This window comes from Pseudomonas sp. R3-57 (assembly GCF_051132065.1).
In the GTDB taxonomy this organism is placed as follows: domain Bacteria; phylum Pseudomonadota; class Gammaproteobacteria; order Pseudomonadales; family Pseudomonadaceae; genus Aquipseudomonas.
Genome location: NZ_CP071655.1, coordinates 2,225,581 through 2,243,328 on the forward strand (window position 1 = coordinate 2,225,581; position 17,748 = coordinate 2,243,328).

At 61.8% G+C, this 17,748-nt stretch carries 17 protein-coding genes; 7 read left to right on the forward strand and 10 right to left on the reverse strand.

Features of this window, described 5'->3' with window-relative positions; genetic code table 11:
- Position 1: 1 nt before the first annotated feature.
- Entirely contained in the window at positions 2-1,132 is a 1,131-nt protein-coding gene (locus tag J3P93_RS10200) for a nitrilase-related carbon-nitrogen hydrolase (protein ID WP_434597064.1), read from the reverse strand.
- Between the two features lie 209 nt (positions 1,133-1,341).
- Here J3P93_RS10200 and J3P93_RS10205 point away from each other — a divergent pair, with 209 nt between their 5' ends.
- Positions 1,342-3,381 (forward strand): FAD-dependent oxidoreductase, encoded by a 2,040-nt coding sequence (locus tag J3P93_RS10205; protein ID WP_434597066.1) that lies wholly within the window; start codon positions 1,342-1,344, stop codon positions 3,379-3,381.
- A 180-nt stretch (positions 3,382-3,561) separates the two neighbouring features.
- A complete protein-coding gene (locus tag J3P93_RS10210; RefSeq protein ID WP_434597068.1) occupies positions 3,562-4,488 on the forward strand; it encodes a 1-aminocyclopropane-1-carboxylate deaminase/D-cysteine desulfhydrase in 927 nt (308 codons plus the stop codon).
- 3 nt (positions 4,489-4,491) lie between these two features.
- Here the strand turns inward: J3P93_RS10210 and J3P93_RS10215 are convergent, their stop codons facing one another.
- Entirely contained in the window at positions 4,492-5,040 is a 549-nt protein-coding gene (locus J3P93_RS10215; RefSeq protein ID WP_434597070.1) for a cytochrome b, read from the reverse strand.
- 208 nt (positions 5,041-5,248) lie between these two features.
- Positions 5,249-5,839: a hypothetical protein gene (locus tag J3P93_RS10220; protein ID WP_434597072.1), complete on the reverse strand. Its 591-nt coding sequence runs from the start codon at positions 5,837-5,839 to the stop codon at positions 5,249-5,251.
- Here J3P93_RS10220 and J3P93_RS10225 point away from each other — a divergent pair.
- Complete coding sequence (locus J3P93_RS10225) at positions 5,814-6,155, forward strand: hypothetical protein (RefSeq protein WP_434597074.1); 342 nt, start codon at positions 5,814-5,816, stop codon at positions 6,153-6,155. The genes J3P93_RS10220 and J3P93_RS10225 overlap by 26 nt on opposite strands.
- A gap of 85 nt (positions 6,156-6,240) precedes the next feature.
- On the opposite strand, the gene phnX is transcribed toward J3P93_RS10225, so the two are convergent.
- Together phnX and J3P93_RS10235 are read right to left on the reverse strand one after the other, a co-directional pair.
- Positions 6,241-7,068 carry a phosphonoacetaldehyde hydrolase gene (gene phnX / locus J3P93_RS10230; RefSeq protein WP_434597076.1) on the reverse strand — a complete coding sequence of 276 codons (828 nt, stop codon included), beginning with the start codon at positions 7,066-7,068 and terminating at the stop codon, positions 6,241-6,243.
- 142 nt (positions 7,069-7,210) lie between these two features.
- The gene (locus tag J3P93_RS10235) at positions 7,211-8,320 is read right to left on the reverse strand and encodes a 2-aminoethylphosphonate--pyruvate transaminase (RefSeq protein WP_434597077.1); all 1,110 of its coding nucleotides are present in this window, start codon (positions 8,318-8,320) and stop codon (positions 7,211-7,213) included.
- Between the two features lie 111 nt (positions 8,321-8,431).
- Here J3P93_RS10235 and J3P93_RS10240 point away from each other — a divergent pair, with 111 nt between their 5' ends.
- Positions 8,432-9,292, forward strand: a complete 861-nt coding sequence (locus J3P93_RS10240; protein WP_434597079.1) for a LysR substrate-binding domain-containing protein — start codon at positions 8,432-8,434, stop codon at positions 9,290-9,292.
- Positions 9,293-9,405: 113 nt separating this feature from the next.
- On the opposite strand, the gene J3P93_RS10245 is transcribed toward J3P93_RS10240, so the two are convergent.
- Entirely contained in the window at positions 9,406-10,800 is a 1,395-nt protein-coding gene (locus J3P93_RS10245; RefSeq protein ID WP_434597081.1) for a type VI secretion system Vgr family protein, read from the reverse strand.
- Positions 10,801-11,022: 222 nt separating this feature from the next.
- On the opposite strand from J3P93_RS10245, the gene J3P93_RS10250 reads away from it, so the two are divergent.
- Positions 11,023-11,727 (forward strand): YebC/PmpR family DNA-binding transcriptional regulator, encoded by a 705-nt coding sequence (locus tag J3P93_RS10250; protein ID WP_203418660.1) that lies wholly within the window; start codon positions 11,023-11,025, stop codon positions 11,725-11,727.
- Between the two features lie 113 nt (positions 11,728-11,840).
- On the opposite strand, the gene J3P93_RS10255 is transcribed toward J3P93_RS10250, so the two are convergent.
- The 4 genes from J3P93_RS10255 to J3P93_RS10270 form a co-directional block, all read right to left on the reverse strand.
- The gene (locus tag J3P93_RS10255) at positions 11,841-13,154 is read right to left on the reverse strand and encodes a leucine-rich repeat-containing protein kinase family protein (RefSeq protein ID WP_434597084.1); all 1,314 of its coding nucleotides are present in this window, start codon (positions 13,152-13,154) and stop codon (positions 11,841-11,843) included.
- Between the two features lie 181 nt (positions 13,155-13,335).
- Positions 13,336-14,466, reverse strand: coding sequence for a cell division protein ZapE (zapE, locus tag J3P93_RS10260; protein WP_434597085.1), 1,131 nt, complete (start codon positions 14,464-14,466; stop codon positions 13,336-13,338).
- 174 nt (positions 14,467-14,640) lie between these two features.
- Entirely contained in the window at positions 14,641-15,396 is a 756-nt protein-coding gene (locus J3P93_RS10265) for an anti-sigma factor family protein (protein WP_434597086.1), read from the reverse strand.
- Positions 15,393-15,899, reverse strand: coding sequence for an RNA polymerase sigma factor (locus tag J3P93_RS10270; RefSeq protein ID WP_434597087.1), 507 nt, complete (start codon positions 15,897-15,899; stop codon positions 15,393-15,395). The genes J3P93_RS10265 and J3P93_RS10270 overlap by 4 nt, the downstream gene beginning before the upstream one ends.
- A 157-nt stretch (positions 15,900-16,056) precedes the next feature.
- Between J3P93_RS10270 and J3P93_RS10275 the strand changes: the two genes are divergently transcribed.
- Complete coding sequence (locus J3P93_RS10275) at positions 16,057-17,163, forward strand: catalase family peroxidase (RefSeq protein WP_434597088.1); 1,107 nt, start codon at positions 16,057-16,059, stop codon at positions 17,161-17,163.
- Positions 17,160-17,705, forward strand: coding sequence for a cytochrome b (locus tag J3P93_RS10280; protein ID WP_434597089.1), 546 nt, complete (start codon positions 17,160-17,162; stop codon positions 17,703-17,705). Before J3P93_RS10275 ends, J3P93_RS10280 begins: the two co-directional genes overlap by 4 nt.
- Positions 17,706-17,748: the final 43 nt, after the last annotated feature.

Consider the following 17,748-nt stretch of genomic DNA (forward strand, 5'->3'; position numbering starts at 1 on the left):
CTTACAACCAGATATTCAGCAGACGCGCGCCACGGGCATCGCCATCGGCAAAATGCTGGCCGCTGCTGCTGATAAAACTCTGGCCGGAGCTGGCCTTGTCCCAGAACTGCCCGCGCAGGAATACGCTGACGCCAGCGATCGCGCGGCTGCTCGGTGGCTGGGCGGTCAAGGTCAGTCGATGCCAGGCCTGGCCTTCAGTGACTTCGCCGGGCTTGAGGCTCACCGAACCGGGAGTGCTCGAACCTTTATAACCGCGCCACGGCTGGTTCCATGCGTCCTGGCCGAACAACTGCGCCGGCACGGCGACCAGTTGCGCGTTCTGCTCGTCGAGCGTGCGGTAGTTCTGCGGGTACCAACTGTCGCTGCCGATCAGCACGCCGAGGCGGCCTGCCGGGGTCTGAACCACATTGATGTGTTCTTTGTCCTCGGCCTGGATCACGTCACTCTGAGCGAACACCGGGTGCATCTGGCGCTGCGGCTGGCCGAGCGGCACGCCGTCGCGGCCGAACACCACGCTGCTGTTGTAAAGCGAGCCACTGCCCGGTCTGAGCCGGCCATCGCGAATTTCCGGTTCTGGCAATACGATCGAGCCGGCCACCAGGGTCACGCGAAATTCCTTGGCCAGACCGCCGAACAGCGCCTGATATTGCTTGGCCATGGATTTGGCTTTCATGCGCAGATGGGCGTCGTTGAGTCGATCATTGCCGCTGGCACGCAGCCAGGCGCGGGCGAACAACAGCGGGTTGCTCGCCGCTAGCCAGTTCATCGCCTCGTCAACGGTCGGGGCCTGGTACAGCTCGTCTTTTTCGCCGCTGAGCAATAGCCAGGTGCCGATGTTTTCCGGCAAGACCACGACGGTTTTTTCGTTCAGCAAGCCTTGCTCCTGCGCTTGCTGAAAATAGGCGGCGAGTTTGCGGTGCAGGCGTTCGGGGCTTTGATAGTCGGTGGGAAACAGTTCGGGCTGGATGCCCAACAGATTGCCGCGGTCGGCGGGTGTGCCCTGGTCGACCGCCAGTTTTATGCGCAGGTCCGACAGGTAATGCCCGGCCGGCCGGTCCGCCGCCCACATTGCGTAGGTGGTGAGGGCAGCCACAAGGGCCATGGAAAACGTCAGGTACAAAAGTTTGCGCATGAAAACCAACAACGACCGGGTGCAGGGTATGGCGACTAGGGTAGGGCGCATGGCCGCGATTGCCAAGGGGCGCTGCGCACTTGGATCAATAAGTTGTCAGTTACGGTCATTGAGCCGCAGCGAGGCGGCTCTTAGTCTGTCGAGCATGAATGACGAGTGCCGCAGAGCGCTCGCAACTTTTTCCGTGATCGCTCGTTGTGGAGTTACCGATGACCGCCGCTCATTACCCGCACCTGTTGGCCCCGCTGGACCTGGGATTCACCACGCTGCGCAACCGCACCTTGATGGGCTCGATGCACACCGGCCTGGAAGAGAAATCGGGCGGTTTCGAGCGCATGGCGGCGTACTTCGCCGAGCGTGCGCGTGGCGGCGTTGGCCTGATGGTCACTGGCGGCATCGGCCCTAACGACGAGGGCGGGGTGTATTCCGGCGCTGCCAAGCTGACCACCGAAGAGGAAGCACTCAAGCACCGTATCGTCACCCGTGCGGTGCATGAGGCGGGCGGCAAGATCTGCATGCAGATCCTCCACGCCGGCCGTTATGCCTACAGCCCGAAGCAGGTCGCGCCGAGTGCGATCCAGGCACCGATCAACCCGTTCAAGCCCAAGGAGCTGGACGAGGAAGGCATCGAGAAGCAGATCAGCGATTTCGTGACCTGTTCGGTGCTGGCGCAGACTGCCGAGTACGACGGTGTCGAGATCATGGGCTCCGAAGGTTATTTCATTAACCAGTTCCTCGCCGCGCACACCAACCACCGCACCGACCGTTGGGGTGGCAGCTATGAAAACCGCATGCGCCTGCCGGTGGAAATCGTGCGCCGGGTGCGCGAAGCGGTGGGCCCGAACTTCATCATTATCTTCCGTCTGTCGATGCTCGATCTGGTCGAGGGCGGCAGCACCTGGGACGAAATCGTCATGTTGGCGAAAGCCATCGAGCTGGCCGGCGCGACCATTATCAACACCGGGATCGGCTGGCACGAAGCGCGGATTCCGACCATCGCGACGAAAGTGCCCCGCGCCGCATTCAGCAAGGTCACGGCCAAGCTGCGCGGCTCGGTGAGCATTCCGCTGATCACCACCAACCGCATCAACACCCCGGAAATCGCCGAGCAGATTCTCGCCGAGGGCGATGCCGACATGGTCTCGATGGCGCGGCCGTTCCTTGCCGATCCGGATTTCGTCAATAAAGCCGCTGAAGGCCGAGCCGACGAAATCAACACCTGCATCGGCTGCAACCAGGCGTGCCTCGATCACACCTTCGGCGGCAAGCTCACCAGTTGCCTGGTCAACCCGCGCGCCTGTCATGAGACCGAGCTGAATTACCTGCCGGTACAACAGATCAAGAAAATCGCCGTGGTCGGCGCCGGCCCTGCCGGCTTGTCCGCCGCCACCGTGGCCGCCGAGCGCGGTCATCAGGTGACGCTGTTCGATTCGGCCAGCGAAATCGGCGGCCAGTTCAACATCGCCAAACGTGTGCCGGGCAAGGAAGAATTCTTTGAAACTCTGCGTTACTTCAAGCGCAAGTTGCAGACCACCCATGTCGAGGTGTGCCTGAACACCCGCGTCGACGTGGCGAAACTGCTCGAGGGCGGTTACGACGAGATTATTCTCGCCACCGGCATCGCCCCGCGTGTACCGGCGATTCCGGGTGTCGAGCATGCCAAGGTGCTGAGCTACCTGGACGTGATTCTCGAGCGTAAACCGGTGGGCAAGCGCGTAGCGGTCATCGGCGCTGGCGGTATCGGTTTCGACGTTTCCGAATTCCTGGTCCATCAAGGCGTGGCGACCAGTCAGGACCGTGCGGCCTTCTGGAAGGAGTGGGGCATCGATACGCAACTTGAGGCCCGCGGTGGTGTTGCCGGCATCAAAGCCGCGCCGCATGCGCCGGCGCGTGAAGTGTTCCTGTTGCAGCGCAAGAAAACCAAGGTCGGCGACGGCCTCGGGAAAACCACCGGCTGGATTCACCGTACCGGTCTGAAAAACAAGCAGGTGCAGATGCTCAACAGCGTCGAATACCTCGGCATTGATGACGACGGCCTGCACATCCGCATCGGCGAAACCGGTGAGCCGCAAGTGCTGGCGGTGGACAACATCGTGATTTGCGCAGGGCAGGATCCGCTGCGTGAATTGCACGATGGCTTGGTCGAGGCGGGGCAGAACGTGCACTTGATCGGCGGCGCCGATGTAGCGGCAGAATTGGACGCCAAACGTGCGATCAACCAAGGCTCGCGTCTGGCCGCCGAGCTCTAAGCCCAGCGCCGGACCTGTAGGAGTGAGCCTGCTCGCGAAGGCGCAGTATCAGTCAATTTATAAGTCGACTGACACGACGCTTTCGCGAGCAGGCTCGCTCCCACAGGGACTGGCGTACGCTGACAGATTTTTAGCGCCTGGCTGTTAAGATGCCGGCTCTTTGCAACAGAGCCGGCATTCATGCTTTCACCCCCCACCAACTGGCTACCCCAAGCCCCTCTCGAACACCTGCGCCTGGACTGGCTGACAACTGCCGGCATCGAAGTGGCGATCCTGCGCCTCGATCAGATCGACCCGCTGATCAGCGGCAACAAATGGTTCAAGCTCACCGAACACCTCAAGGCAGCGGAGCGCGCCGGCGCCGAAGGCATTATTAGCCTCGGCGGTGCGCACTCCAATCATTTGCACGCGCTGGCAGCGGCGGGCAAACGCTTGGGGTTCGCCACGGTGGGCCTGCTGCGCGGGCATGCGCAGCAAACGCCGACGGTGGAGGATCTGCAGGCGTTCGGCATGCAACTGCATTGGTTGGGTTACGGTGGTTATCGCGCTCGCCACAAGCCGGGATTCTGGCAACCGTGGCAAGCGCAATATCCGCAGCTCTACGCGGTGCCGGAGGGCGGCGGAGGATTGGCCGGGGCATGCGGCTGTGCTGACATCCAGACGCAGGCGCTAGCGCAGTTGGCGGCGTTGGGCTGGGGCGATTTTCACGCCTGGTGGCTGGCCTGCGGCACCGGCACGACACTGGCCGGGCTGGTGCTCGCCGAGGCCGGTGCGCGCCATGTCTATGGCGCGCTGGCGGTACCGGAAGATCACGGCGTGGCGGCGCAGGTCGAATCGATTCTGCACCAGGCCGGACAGGGTAGCGCTGGCTACAGCTTGATCGATGCCAGCCGGGGCGGTTTTGCCAAAATCGATCCGGCCTTGCTGGCGTTCATCGAGCAGACCGAGCAGGCCAGCGGTGTGCCGCTGGAGCCGCTGTACACCGGCAAGGCCTTGCTGGCGCTCAAGCAGCAGGTCGAAGCCGGGCGGTTCACGCCGGGCACGCGGCTGCTGTTCGTGCACAGCGGTGGGTTGCAGGGCCGGCGCGCCATGCTTGCCGGCCGCTGACGCTCAGCCGCGCCTGGGCATCATCCGCAGCAGGGTGTTATCGCGCACCACGTAATGGTGATAAACCCCCGCCAGCGCATGCAGGCCGATCAGCCAGTAACCGATGGTCGCGATCAGCACATGCCAGCCTTCGACCTGCTTGGCGAACGCCTTGTCTTCGCCGACCAGCAGCGGCAGGTCGAAGCCGTAGAACATCACTTGATGGCCCTCGGCGCTGGTGATCAGCCAGCCGAGGATCGGCATGCTGATCATGAACAGGTACAACGCCCAGTGCATCAACCGCGCCACCAGCGTTTGCCACGCCGGTGATGCGGGAAAGATTTTCGGTGCCGGGCCGAGGCTGCGCGCCAGCAGGCGAAACCACACCAGCACGAACACGGTCAGGCCGAGCAGGTAATGCATTTCGCGAACCAGCGTGCGGCCACCGCTGCCCTTGGGAAACAGGCCGCGAAACTCCATGCTGGCGTAAACCATCACCAACAGCACCAGCATCAGCCAGTGCAGCAGAACCGAGACGGTGCTGTAGCGCGATTCAGAACTTGTCCACGGCATAGGTGTTTCCTCATGGTGCATGGTTGACTGTGCCATCGATATCCGACGATCTGTATCAACTCTAACCTCAAGCGATGTTTCTTCCGAGCTATTTATGTTTTTTAGCCGGGGACAGGAAATGTCGCGAAAATCATTCTTGGTTGTTTTAGATTATTTCGATTAACAGTTATCGGCGTGTTTGTAATAAATGAATGTAACGGCTCGTTGTTTATATCTTGTGTTTACTGGGTGTTTGAGTTGGTTGAGCAGGCTGGGTACTGTTTGCTCCAGATTCATGAAGGTTTTCAAGAATCATGATTACCAACTTCAATTGCATGAGTTTAATAGCTATGAAGACGAACTTAGTTTCCCGCAAAGCAAACGGATATACCGTAAAAAAAGCGATGGCCAAGGCGCCTGTACCGCGGCCGCGGCCCTCCGTCACCTCACCCAAGCCTGTCACGCCGACCCGCCCGGTAACGCCGACCACGCCTGTCACGCCAACCCGCCCGACAACGCCGACCAAGCCTGTCACGCCGACCCGCCCGGTAAAGCCGACCGCGCCTGTCACGCCGACCCGCCCGGTAAAGCCGACCGCGCCTGTCACGCCAACCCGCCCGGTAAAGCCGACCACGCCTGTAGCGCCAACCCGCCCGGTGACGCCAACCAAACCTGTAGCGCCAACCCGCCCGCAGCCACCGACCAAACCCGAAGCGCCAACCCGGCCGGTGGCACCTACCAAACCTTTGACCCCGACCAGCCCGACTGATCCGGCCAGCACAAAACGACCGCCAATGCCGTGGCCGACAGTCAACGTCAATATTGATCCGGTAGCTTTGATCGCTTTGATCCAGACATTTGGCGCCACGACACATCAGGATGGCTCGACGACATTGTCGGACGGTAGCCTGATCGATGCGGATAAAACGTCGGTTACGCGTCCCGATGGCATCATTCAGCATGAGGATGGTCGGGTGCAGTACCCTGACGGACGAATCGTCTGGCCCGATGACACAATTGAATATGCTGATGGACTTATTGTCTGGGCAGATGGAACAACAAAGTTTCCGGATGGAAGTATCAAATATCCGGATGGACTGGCCTATGACGCCGCAGGAAACCTGATCTCTGAGTAAGTTCGGAAGTTAAAGTTTTTCTCATCGTTGAAATACAAAAACACCGCTGACTACCTAAACAGTCAGCCGGTGTTTTTTCGCGCAATCAATGTTGCTGCGGCATTTCACCCTTGGCCAGCCGCTGATTGATATCGGTGATCACCTCGGGCAGATCGCTGATGGTGTCGATCATGTAATGCGGGCGCGAACCGGCGAACAACGCGTGTATGCGCTTGCGCTCGCTGGCCAGTTCGTCGCTGCCCAAAGCGCGGAAACCGTCGTAATCCAGCCCCAGCTCGTTGCCCGAGCAGATCAGCGCCACGGTCCACATTCCGGCGCGGCGGCCTTCGAGAATGCCCGGCACGGTGTCGTCGATCTTCACGCAGGCCGCGACGTCATCGATGCCCAGCGCAATAACGTTGGCCAAGGCTTGCGCCGGCCATGGGCGACCGTTCGGCACTTCGTCGGTAGCGACCACATGATCGGCGACATAACCGTTGCGCGCGGCCAGTTCGACCACCTTGTCCATCACCTGTTTCGGGTATCCCGAGCAGGAGCCGATCCTGATGCCTTGCGCGCGCAGGCTGGCAATGGTCTCCAGGGCGCCGGGAATCAGCGCCGAGTGCTCGGCGATTTTTTCGATCTGCAGTGGCATGAAGCGGTTGTAGATGGCGGTGACGTCATCGTCGGTCGGCGTGCGCCCGAACGCTTTGCGATAGCGTTCGGCGACCTGCGGCTGATCGCACAGCGTGCGGATGTGGTCCCACTTGCCCATGCCCATCGGGCCTCGGGCTTCTTCGATGGACACCTGCACGTCGAACTCGGCAAAGGCCTCGACGAAAATCTGCGTCGGCGCGAACGAGCCGAAATCGACCACGGTGCCGGCCCAGTCGAGGATCGCGGCTTGCAGCCTGGTTGGTTGGGTGTAGTGCATGGCAACAGAACTCCTGAGTTTAAATGCGCTTCAAATGTAGGAGTGAGCCTGCTCGCGATGAGGTCGTGTCAGTCGACGAAGATGTTTAATGTACGACCGCTATCGCGAGCAGGCTCACTCCTACAGGGGATTTGTGTAGGGTTCAGATATCGAGCACTTCCATCTCGCGCAGCACCTCACCGACAGCCGCGACAGCCAGGCGCATGTCGTCCGGGGTGACGTGGCCGATGCAGCCGACGCGGAAGGTTTCCACCTGGGTCAACTTGCCGGGATAAAGGATGTAACCCTTGGCCTTGACCCGTTCGTAGAAATCCTTGAACTGATAACGCGGGTCATTCGGCGCATGGAACGTGGCAATGATCGGCGCCTGAATGGCTGCCGGTAAAAAGCTGCGCAAACCGAGTTTGGCCATCTCTTCCATCAGCGCCTGGCAGTTGGCGGCATAGCGCGCATGCCGCGCCGGCAGGCCGCCTTCTTCGTGGTATTGCTGCAAGGCTTCGTGCAGCGCCGCGACCACATGGGTCGGCGGGGTGAAGCGCCATTGCCCGGTTTTTTGCATATAGGCGTGCTGGTCGAACAGGTCCATCGCCAATGAATGCGAATTGCCGGCGGCAGCCGCCAGTGATTCTTTGCGCGCGAAGACGAAGCCCATCCCCGGCACGCCTTCCAGGCATTTGCCGGAGGCTGCGATCAGCGCATCGAACGGCACCTTCTGCGCATCCACCGGCAGCGCGCCGAACGAGCTCATGGCGTCGATGATCAGGCGCTTGCCGTGTTGCTCGACGACCTGCGCGATCTGCGCCAGCGGGTTGAGAATACCGGTGCTGGTTTCGCAGTGGATCAGCGCGACGTGGGTGATCGAGCTGTCGGCGCGCAGCAGACGGTCGACGTCGGCGGCTGTGGTCGGCTCGTCCTCGGCAGTTTCGAAGGTGCTGAACGAGCGCCCGAGCACTTCGCAGATTTTTGCCAGCCGTTTGCCGTAGGCACCGTTGATCAGCACCAGGATTTTGCCGTCACGCGGCACCAGCGTGCCGATGGCCGCTTCGACGGCGAAGGTGCCGCTGCCCTGCAACGGCACGCAGTGGTGGGTCGCGGCGCCATTGAGGATTGCCAGCAATTGCTCGCACAGGCTGACGGTCAGTTGATTGAAGCGGTCATCCCAGGAGCCCCAGTCGATCAGCATCGCCTGGCGAGTGCGGGCCGAAGTGGTCAACGGGCCGGGGGTGAGCAGGATGGGGTCGGCGATACTCATGCGGGTGTCCTCGGGTTGCGCTGGGGATGAAGCTACGGGGCATACGTTGCAATTCGCCGTTGCATCAATCAAATTGTTTGTTGTTATGCCAGCCATCAGTGAGGGTTATTCATGAACCTGTTCCAGCTGCGCGCCTTCGACGCCGTCGCCCGTGAAGGCAGCTTCACCCGCGCCGCTGCGCGCTTGTTCATCAGCCAGCCAGCGGTCACCGGGCACATCAAGGCGCTGGAGGAGCACTACCAGATCACCCTGTTGCGGCGCACCGCGCGTCGGGTGGAGCTGACCGAGGAAGGCACCCGACTCGCCGCGATCACCCGTGCGATGTTCGGCCTCGCCGAAGAGGCGCAGACGATGCTCGAAGCCAACCGGCAACTGCTCACCGGTCGGCTTGAGGTGGCAGCGGACGGCCCGCACCTGGTGATGCCGATGCTCGCCAGCCTGCGTGCGCGGTATCCCGGCATCACCGTAAATCTGCGCCTGGGCAACGCTCAGGAAACGTTGGCGGCGCTGTTGTCCGAGCATGCGGATGTCGCGGTGCTGACCGAGGTCGAGCCGCGCAAAGGTGTGCATTTGCAAGGCCTGAGCGAGTCGCGGATCTGCGCCTTGGTGCCGGCCGGGCATCCATGGGCACTGCGCGGCGGGGAGGTGCCGCTCAAAGAACTCGATCAGGTGATCATGGTATTGCGTGAGCCGAGCTCGATTACCCGGCGCACCTTTGACCGGGCCTGCTCGCAGGCGTCGATCCAGCCGCGCGTGCTGCTGGAACTCGACAGTCGCGAAGCGGTGACCGAAGCCGTCGCCGCCGAGTTGGGCGTGGGCGTGGTGTCCTCGGTGGAAGTCAGCCACGACCCACGGGTGGTAGCGGTTCCGATTGGCGGGCCAGGGCTGGTGAACCGGCACATGATCGGCTGCATGGAGCGAAGACGGGAGTTGCGCTTGATTCAGGCGTTTTTCGATCTGGCGCCAGCCTGAGCAGACCGCGGCGATTGCAATCGCCAGCAGGCTGGCTCCCACAGGTTTTGTGAACGACGCAATATCCCTTTGGGCAGCTAGCCTGCGGGCGATGGGGCCGGTGAGCGCGTCAGTCACGGTTCGGCGCGGTTGAGCAGCCAGTCGAGCAACAAGCCGTTGTCGCGGGCCGGCGGTGGCGGGCGGGGCGCCGGGTCGGGTGAATTGCCCAGGCACAGGATCGGCCGATCCGGATCGCCATCGAGGAAACTCACCCACACTTCACTGCCGGCGCAGGGCAGATCGGCCGACGTAAGGCGGCGCTGGGTGCGCGTCATGGCGACGGGCAGCCAGAGCGTGTCGCGATCGTGCATTGGCGCCTGCGCCGCCGGCCACAGGCTGATGGCGACGCGGCCGTATTCGTCCAGTTGCGCCGGTTGCCCGCTGCTGCCCACGACTCGGGCCAGATGAAAACCGGCAATGCTCGGCCGCGGTTGTTTGAGCGCCGGGCGAAAATCGCTCGACCACGGCTGCGCGCAGAAATCGTTGTGGTAGCGGTGCACGCTTGGGCTTGGGTCGAGAATCGAAGGATGCTGCCCGCGATGACGGATCGCAGTGATTCGCCATTGCTCGTTGAAATGGCTGAGCGGATGCGCCGAGACTTGCAGCAGGTCGCCGCTGAACAAACCGCTCTGGTCGCTGCGGCCGTTGATCGTGCGCTGCTGGCCGCGCTGACGTTGCAGATGACGGCGGCTGCGCTGTTCATGGTGGCGCTGTTCAGGTGCAGGTCTGGGCGGTGGATCGGCCATTCGTTGATTGGCCGCGGCGTCGCTGCTGGCCGGTTGGCCGCGATCATGCACCGTTCGCAGCGCGCAGATCGGTGCAGCGTGATGGTGCTGGTACAGGGCGCTGATGCACGGCGAAGGCGTCTGTTCGCCGGCCTTGAAACGCACTGATACCGGCGTTTGCGGCAGGCTCAGGCTGTCATCGGCGAACACCACGACATGGCCGTCGGCGCCATGTTCGAAGTGATAGTGAATGCCTTCTTCTTCGCAGAGCCGGTTGAGCAGCGCCAGATCGCTTTCCTCGTACTGGATGCAAAATGGCCGCAGCGGGTAATGACCGACCGTCATTTCGATCCGGTAATCGTCTGCGACCAAAGCGTTTTCAGCGAGCACCTGCTGAAAAATCTGCGGCACGCTCAATTGCACGAACACCCGCCGTTTTTGCGGTTGTGCCAACCGGTGCAGGTGCGGCACCAGGCTTAGTCGATAACCGATCCGGTGCGTGCCACGATATTCGAAACTGGCACTGTCGATCACGCCATGAATCCCGTGCTGCTCGTCCAGACGCAGAAAGGCCGGTTGCTGCAAAAGCGCGCCCGGTGCCATGGCGGGGGCGAGGCCGATCAGTTCAAGGTCGAAACGATAGGGCTGGTTGAGCGCTTCCTCGCCGTCGAAACCCACCACTGGCAGGCTCAGGCCACTGTCGGTCAGGGTCAGGGTAAAAGGACTTTCCTTGTCATTGAGCATTCGCACAGGCTCTGTCAGGCAATACGGGAGTCAGAGGGTACGAAACCGCAGAGCGGAATGGTCATGTCAAAGACGTTTTTCAGAATCCCCCTACAAGGTCTGATGAAGTTGTCGATTCGGCATTGCGTTTTTTTGGTCGATTGCCGACTTTAGGCCGTATAAACTTGCCGCCACGCGTCGGACAATAGATGTCTCGGCGCCACAGATCAAAGAGAGTGAGTAATGGGCGCACAGTGGAAGGTTAAACACAAAGAAGCGGCTGCCAACGCCAAGGGCAAGATCTTCGGCAAACTGGTGAAGGAAATCACCATCGCTGCCCGCAACGGTGCCGATACCGCCACCAACGCACATTTGCGTCTGGTGGTCGAACAGGCCAAGAAAGCCTCGATGCCAAAAGAAACCCTCGACCGCGCGATCAAGAAAGGCGCAGGTCTGCTGGGTGAGACCGTGCAGTACCATCGCGTGACCTACGAAGGGTTCGCCCCGCACCAGGTGCCGCTGATCGTCGAGTGCGTGACCGATAACATCAACCGCACTGTCGCCGAAATTCGTGTGGCTTTCCGTAAGGGCCAACTGGGCGCTTCCGGTTCGGTGGCGTGGATGTTCAACCACGTCGGCATGATCGAAGCTGCACCGGAGAGTCCGGACGCCGATCCGGAAATGGCCGCGATCGAAGCCGGCGCGCAGGATTTCGAGCCGGGTGAAGACGGCGCTACGTTGTTCCTGACCGATCCGACCGATCTGGATGCGGTGCAGAAAGCGCTGCCGGAGCAAGGTTTCACCGTGCTCTCGGCCAAGCTCGGCTACCAGCCGAAAAACCCGGTCAGCGGTCTGAGCGACGAGCAGATGGCTGAGGTCGAAGCGTTCCTCGAAGGCCTCGACAACCATGACGACGTGCAGGATATGTTTGTCGGTCTGGCAGGCTGATTTTTCTTCATCAGTCATGGCCTCATCGCGAGCAGGCTCACTCCTACAGGGGATTTGCGAACCACACAAATCCTCTGTAGGAGTGAGCCTGCTCGCGATTGACCGCGCAGCGGTCACAGTGTTTCCAGGCTCTCGATCACTTCACCGAACCCCGGCCGCCCCAGCACATCCGCCTGACAGCAACGCTGCTCCAGCGCCTCGAGCGCCAGCCGCTGCCGACCGCTCAACCCGCTATCGATGCGCGCGAGCAATTCCCCGAGCAAAACCCCAAAGGCACGTACCTCGATGCGTTGCAGCGCGCGGGTTTGCCGGTTGTCCTCAACAGCGTGGAACGACGCCGCACCAAAATCGCCGAGCAGGCAATCGCCGTGCTGATTCAACAGAATGTTGTGCCCATACAGGTCGCCATGGGTGATGCCTTGGCGATGCAGATGCTGCGCCGCCGAGGCGATGCCTTTGGCGATGTTCAGCGCGACCTCGGCGCTGAAGCGGCGATCAGCGGCGTAGACGTCGCGCGAGCAGGAATCAAGGCTCGGCAGATCGGCGAGGTTGGCAAACGACGGATCGATCAATTGCATCACCAGACCTTGCTGGCCGTCAGGGTGGCCACTGACGCGCCCCTCGATGCGGATCAGATTGGGATGCTGGCCGGCGGTGATGCAGGCATTCATTTCGTGTAGCGGCGAGCCGTCGCTGGTCATCTCACCTTTGTATAGCTTCACTGCCACCGGGGTCAGCGAACCGTCGTCACGTTGCCAGTCCGCGTGCGAGATCACCCCTGAGGCGCCTTCACCCAGTTGCTGTTGCAGATGCAGCGCCGACCAGTCGATTTTTGGCGTCGCCTCTAGCGCGGCCGCGTCCGCCTCGGTTTCCAGCGGATTGCCGGCGTAGGCCAGCCACGTCAGGCTCGGCAGGCTCAGCAACCACTGCGGCAACTCGGTGAGGCGGTTGGCGGCGATACGGATCAATTCGAGCCGATGGCATTGGCTCAGCGACGGCGGCAGCGCTTGCAAGCGGTTGCCGGCGAGCATGAGTTTCTGCAGGGCAGGGCGCTCACCGAGTTCGCTCGGCAGACGCTCGAGGCAGTTGTCAGTGAGAATCAGCCAGCGCAGCAGCGGCGGCAGGGCGGCGGCCGGTACGCTGGCGATGCGGTTGGCCTTGAAGCCGACCATGGTCAGCGCTGAGCACTGGCCGAGACATGCCGGCAGCTCGGTGAACTGGTTGTCGGAGCAGAACAGCACGCGCAGGTGCTTCAGGCGATGCAAGTCATCCGGCAGACGGCTCAAGGCATTGCCGCTGAGGTTGAGGATTTCGAGGGTGTCGGCAAGAGCGAAAATCTCGCGCGGAAACTCGGTCAGGCCACACGACAGGTCCAGACGAGTAATGCCCGACAGTTCGCCGGCGCGCAATTGAGCAAGGGTGTGCATGGTAGGTGTTCGCTTTCGATAAAGGAGCGGCGCGGGGCGACATGATAACGGCAAAGCGGTTTAGCACCACGAAACCTGTGGGAGCCAGCCTGCTGGCGATAGCTGACTCACTGTCGCTGATGTTCTGCCTGTCCCACCGCCATCGCCAGCAGGCTGGCTCCCACAGGGGATTAGTGGTGTATCAGTGCGGGTCGTGCATTGCTTGCAATTGCCCCAAACGGCTGCGGGTGCGGGCCAGATCGATGGCGTCGCCTTCGAGGCTTTCGCGCAGTGGCAGTCGCCCGATCAGTGTCAGATGCTTGTCCTGGTCGTAAAGCACGTCGATCAGGTTGATGAAGCGCTGTTGCGCGGCGATCGGGCATTCGCCCAGTTCGGGCAGATCCTCGATGACCCAATGATCGAAACGTCGACACAGTTCCAGATAGTCCATGACGGCGGTCGGCTGTTCGCACAGATCGTTGAAGGTGAAACCGATGTGTCGATCCGTGCAGAACCGTGCCTGAAACTGTCGGGTGCCGACGGTCAGCGCAACGGGCTGTGCGTCAGTCGGCGGTAGATCGAGTGCTGCGCATTGCGCGGGCGTGCCGGGCCATACGTAATGCCCGTGGGTAAACACTTGATGTTGAAAATGCCGCTGCTGGCTGCGGTAATCATGCGGCCCGCCGACTTCCATGACGTGCATGCGCGCATGGATCAGCTCGATTACCGGTTTGAAACGCGCGTGATACAGCGGGTTGGGCAGCAGGCCTTCGGGCGGGTAATTGGACGTCACCAGCAGCAGAATCCGCCGTTTGAACAGCGCTTTGAACAGCCGGGAGATGAGCATCGCATCGCCAATGTCATGCACATGGAATTCGTCGAAACACAGCACCCGACAATCTTCCAGCAGTTCATCGAGCGTGACCTCCAGCGCATCGTCCTGGCCGCGATGCCGGAACATGCCCGCGTGCAATTGCGCAAAGAACTGATGGAAATGCAGTCGGCGTTTCTCGCTGATCGGCAACGCCTGAAAGAAACCGTCGAGCAGCCAGCTCTTGCCGCGCCCGACCGCGCCGAACAGATACAGGCTCGGCGGCGTATGCGCGCTGGCGCCGAACAACAGGCTGGCCTGTTGCGCCATGCAATCGATGACGCGCTGCTGGCTGTGGCTGAGGGTGTAGCCCTGTTCATGGGCCTTGTTTCGAAAATGATCCCGGATGACCTGGGCATTGGCGTCATGTCCGGCGCTGGCCGGCACGCCCTTGCCGAGCCAGCGGCGCAATGCCGGCCAGTGCGCCAGCAGTTTTGAACGTTTCGGCGGTGGGGCAGGCACTCGCGGGGTCTCCGTGTTCGTCAAACCGGCGCCCGGAGGCGCGGCGGTTCAGTGTAACCAGAGGGCGGCTTGATCGGCCACGCTTTCGTTGGGGGTGACCGAGTGAGTGCAGGCTGTCGAAATACAACTTGTGGGAGCCATCAGGCTGGCTCCCACAGGAACTCGGTATCCCGTTCAGAAGGGTTGCGACGGTTTGAGCCGTTGCGCTGCCGGCAAATCTGTCGGGCTGACCATCGCATAGTTGTAACCATCACCCGACCAATATTCGGCCTGCAAATCTCCATCGCTGCGCCGGCCGCGCGGCAAAAAGGTGTTTTTCGGTCCCGGCGGGCGCACATAAAAGCTCACCTTGTGGCCGCTGCGATCTTCGTACATCACCATCGCCGCCGGCCCCTCATCGGTGCTCAGCAGACGTCCGCTGACCGGTTCGAACCCGGCCGCCGTCAGATCCGGCAAGCGGCTGGCCTGGGTGAAATAACGATCGAGCCAGCGCTGCATGTCACCGTCATTGTCGACCTGGTAATCGGCCGGAAGCAGGCCTTGCTGGGCAATCAGGCGATAGGCCTGCAAGGCATCGGTCATCGGTAGCACCGAAGAGCGCACGAGGGTCATTTCCCGTGCCTGCCAACCACTGAAACCACCGATGCTGACGGCGATCAGCAGCAGCGCCGCGCTGGCCAGATGGCGCCGTGACTGACGCTGGCGGCGCTGGCGAATCAATGCCGGATCAAGCGCCGGATTGGCCGGCTGCTGCAACGCACCGCTCAGCGCTGCGCGCAGTTGCTGGGCATCGTGTTGCCAGGCGCGAACCTGCGCCGCTTCGTCCGGGTGGCTGGCCAGCCAGGTTTCCAGCACACGCCGGTCGGCGTCGCTGAGCTGATGGTCGACGTAGGCGTGCAGATCACGCTCGTTGGGAGGCAGGCTGATCATTTGAGTATCCGCAAAGAAGGGCTGCTGATTTCGCCGTCGCTCAATTGGCGCAGGGCCTGGCGGGCGCGGGACAGGCGCGACATCACGGTGCCGAGCGGGACGCCGAGAATCTCGGCGACCTCTTTATAGGACAGGCCTTCGACCGAGACCATCAGCAGCAGCGCGCGCTGTTCGGTGGGCAAACGGTCGAAGGCTTGCAGGGTTGATTGAGCGATCACGGTGCGCTCCACCGACGGTTCGGTGTCGTCGCGACCGGTGAAAAACTCGAGCATCCGCGCATAGCGTCGAGAGCGGCGGTGCGCGTCGAGAAACTGCCGGTACAGGATCGCAAACAACCAGGCGCGCAGGTCTCCGTCGGCGCGTTTTTCACCCCAACTCGACAGTGCCCGTTCCAGACTGGCCTGGACCAGATCGTCGGCGCTGCTGCTGTTGCGTGTCAGTGACACGGCGAAGCGGCGCAATCGGGGAATGATTTCTCGCAGCTGTTCATCGAATTCGCTCATCAAGTGCTGCCATTCACTACGCTGTGGACTAGGAAGACGCCCGTCGCTGGAGGTTATTCCACGTTCGGAAAAATAAATACCGACGCGTGGAATAAATCCCGATGGGGTGCGTCTTGCTGATTCTTCCTACTTGCGGCCGCTGGCCCTGGAGCCTTTCATGGTTGATCGCTCTTCTCCCGATACTGCGCCGCCCGGCAAGCCGCGGCGCCCACCCTTGTCTGCCGCGAGCCTGATATTGCGCCTGGGCGGTATTGCCGTGGTTGTCGCCGCTGTGGCCGGGGCGTTTGCCTACGTGCATGGCAACCTTGACCCACAACGGCTAACGCCAAAAGCGCTGGTGGATGTGCTGGAAAAGAACAACGGTGTGCATCCCGGTTTTCGCCGCAACCACGGCAAAGGCGTGTGCGTGATCGGCCATTTCGAGAGCAGTGGCGAGGCGCGTGCGTTCTCCACCGCACAAGTATTCAACGAGGCGCAAACGCCGGTGGTCGGGCGTTTCGCACTACCGTCGGGCAATCCCTACGCGCCGGACAGCAGCGTGCCGATCCGCAGTCTGGCGTTGCGTTTCACCCAAGCCAACGGCCAACAGTGGCGTACCGGCATGAACAGCATGCCGGTGTTTCCGGTCGGCACGCCGGAGGCCTTCTATCAATTGCAGCAGGCGCAGTCGCCGGACCCGGCCACCGGTAAACCGGACCCGACAAAGGTCCCGGCGTTCTTCGCCGCGCACCCGGAAGCAGTGCCCTTTCTGACCTGGATCAAGACGGCCAAACCGTCGGCCAGTTACGCCACCGAAACCTATAACAGCGTCAACGCGTTTTATCTGGTCGACGGTAACGGCAAGAAACAGGCGGTGCGCTGGAGCATGGCCCCCGTTGCGCGCGACGCTGCCGGTGCTACCGCGCCCGAGGGCGGCGATTTCCTCGAAAAGGATCTGGTGCAACGCCTGGCATCGGGGCCACTGCGTTTTCAATTGAATATCACCCTCGCCAATCCTGAGGATCCGGTCAACGACGCCAGCAAGAACTGGCCCGCCGAGCGCAAAGTGTTGAATGCCGGCACGTTGGTGCTGGAGAAAACCCAACCGCAGCTGAGCGGCGAGTGCCGTGACATCAACTACGATCCGCTGGTATTGCCGGCCGGCATTCAAGGTTCCGACGACCCGTTGCTCGCCGCCCGATCGGCCGGCTATGCCGATTCCTACCTGCGCCGGACCAGCGAAGTCAGCCAGTTGCCCGCCGCCAAACAGGAGGCTCGCCCATGAGCACCCAACCGACCCATTTCGTTTTGCTGGCGCGGCTGCTGCACTGGCTGATGGCCGTGATGATCATCGCCATGCTGTTTATCGGTGCCGGCATGGTTACATCGGTGTCCGAGCGGCATGAATGGCTGATCCATCTGCACAAGCCGCTGGGCATTGCCATTCTGGCACTGGTGATCGTCCGTCTGTTGGTGCGCTGGAGCACCCGTCAGCCGCCGCTGCCGGCTGATCTGCCGGACTGGCAAGCGCTGGCGGCCAAGGCTTCACATTGGTTGTTGTATGGATTGATGCTGGTGTTGCCGTTGCTCGGCTGGGCGATGATCAGCGCCTCGGGCGAGCCGGTGATGCTCGGTACGGCGTTGCAATTGCCCGCCATCTTACCCGCCGATGCGCAGTTGTTTGCGCTGCTGCGCAAAGCGCACGGCTATCTGGCCTATCTGCTGTTTCTGACGGTGCTGGTGCATCTGGCGGCAGCGCTGTTTCACGGCTGGATACGGCGCGACGAAGTGCTCGACAGCATGTTGCGCGGTCGCGATCGCGGCTGATCTGCACGACTGGCGCATCGAGTCGATGCGCCTTGTTGCGGTC

Excerpts from the sequence above, each read along its gene's own strand:
- J3P93_RS10225 (WP_434597074.1), top strand. The coding sequence starts at position 5,814 with ATGCCGTGGCCGACAGTCAACGTCAATATTGATCCGGTAGCTTTGATC.
- phnX (WP_434597076.1), bottom strand. The coding sequence starts at position 7,068 with ATGCACTACACCCAACCAACCAGGCTGCAAGCCGCGATCCTCGACTGG.
- J3P93_RS10215 (WP_434597070.1), bottom strand. The coding sequence starts at position 5,040 with ATGCCGTGGACAAGTTCTGAATCGCGCTACAGCACCGTCTCGGTTCTG.
- J3P93_RS10250 (WP_203418660.1), top strand. The coding sequence starts at position 11,023 with ATGGGCGCACAGTGGAAGGTTAAACACAAAGAAGCGGCTGCCAACGCC.
- J3P93_RS10200 (WP_434597064.1), bottom strand. The coding sequence starts at position 1,132 with ATGCGCAAACTTTTGTACCTGACGTTTTCCATGGCCCTTGTGGCTGCC.
- J3P93_RS10275 (WP_434597088.1), top strand. The coding sequence starts at position 16,057 with ATGGTTGATCGCTCTTCTCCCGATACTGCGCCGCCCGGCAAGCCGCGG.
- J3P93_RS10255 (WP_434597084.1), bottom strand. The coding sequence starts at position 13,154 with ATGCACACCCTTGCTCAATTGCGCGCCGGCGAACTGTCGGGCATTACT.
- J3P93_RS10265 (WP_434597086.1), bottom strand. The coding sequence starts at position 15,396 with ATGATCAGCCTGCCTCCCAACGAGCGTGATCTGCACGCCTACGTCGAC.
- J3P93_RS10270 (WP_434597087.1), bottom strand. The coding sequence starts at position 15,899 with ATGAGCGAATTCGATGAACAGCTGCGAGAAATCATTCCCCGATTGCGC.
- J3P93_RS10245 (WP_434597081.1), bottom strand. The coding sequence starts at position 10,800 with ATGCTCAATGACAAGGAAAGTCCTTTTACCCTGACCCTGACCGACAGT.
- J3P93_RS10240 (WP_434597079.1), top strand. The coding sequence starts at position 8,432 with ATGAACCTGTTCCAGCTGCGCGCCTTCGACGCCGTCGCCCGTGAAGGC.
- J3P93_RS10280 (WP_434597089.1), top strand. The coding sequence starts at position 17,160 with ATGAGCACCCAACCGACCCATTTCGTTTTGCTGGCGCGGCTGCTGCAC.
- J3P93_RS10205 (WP_434597066.1), top strand. The coding sequence starts at position 1,342 with ATGACCGCCGCTCATTACCCGCACCTGTTGGCCCCGCTGGACCTGGGA.
- J3P93_RS10210 (WP_434597068.1), top strand. The coding sequence starts at position 3,562 with ATGCTTTCACCCCCCACCAACTGGCTACCCCAAGCCCCTCTCGAACAC.
- J3P93_RS10235 (WP_434597077.1), bottom strand. The coding sequence starts at position 8,320 with ATGAGTATCGCCGACCCCATCCTGCTCACCCCCGGCCCGTTGACCACT.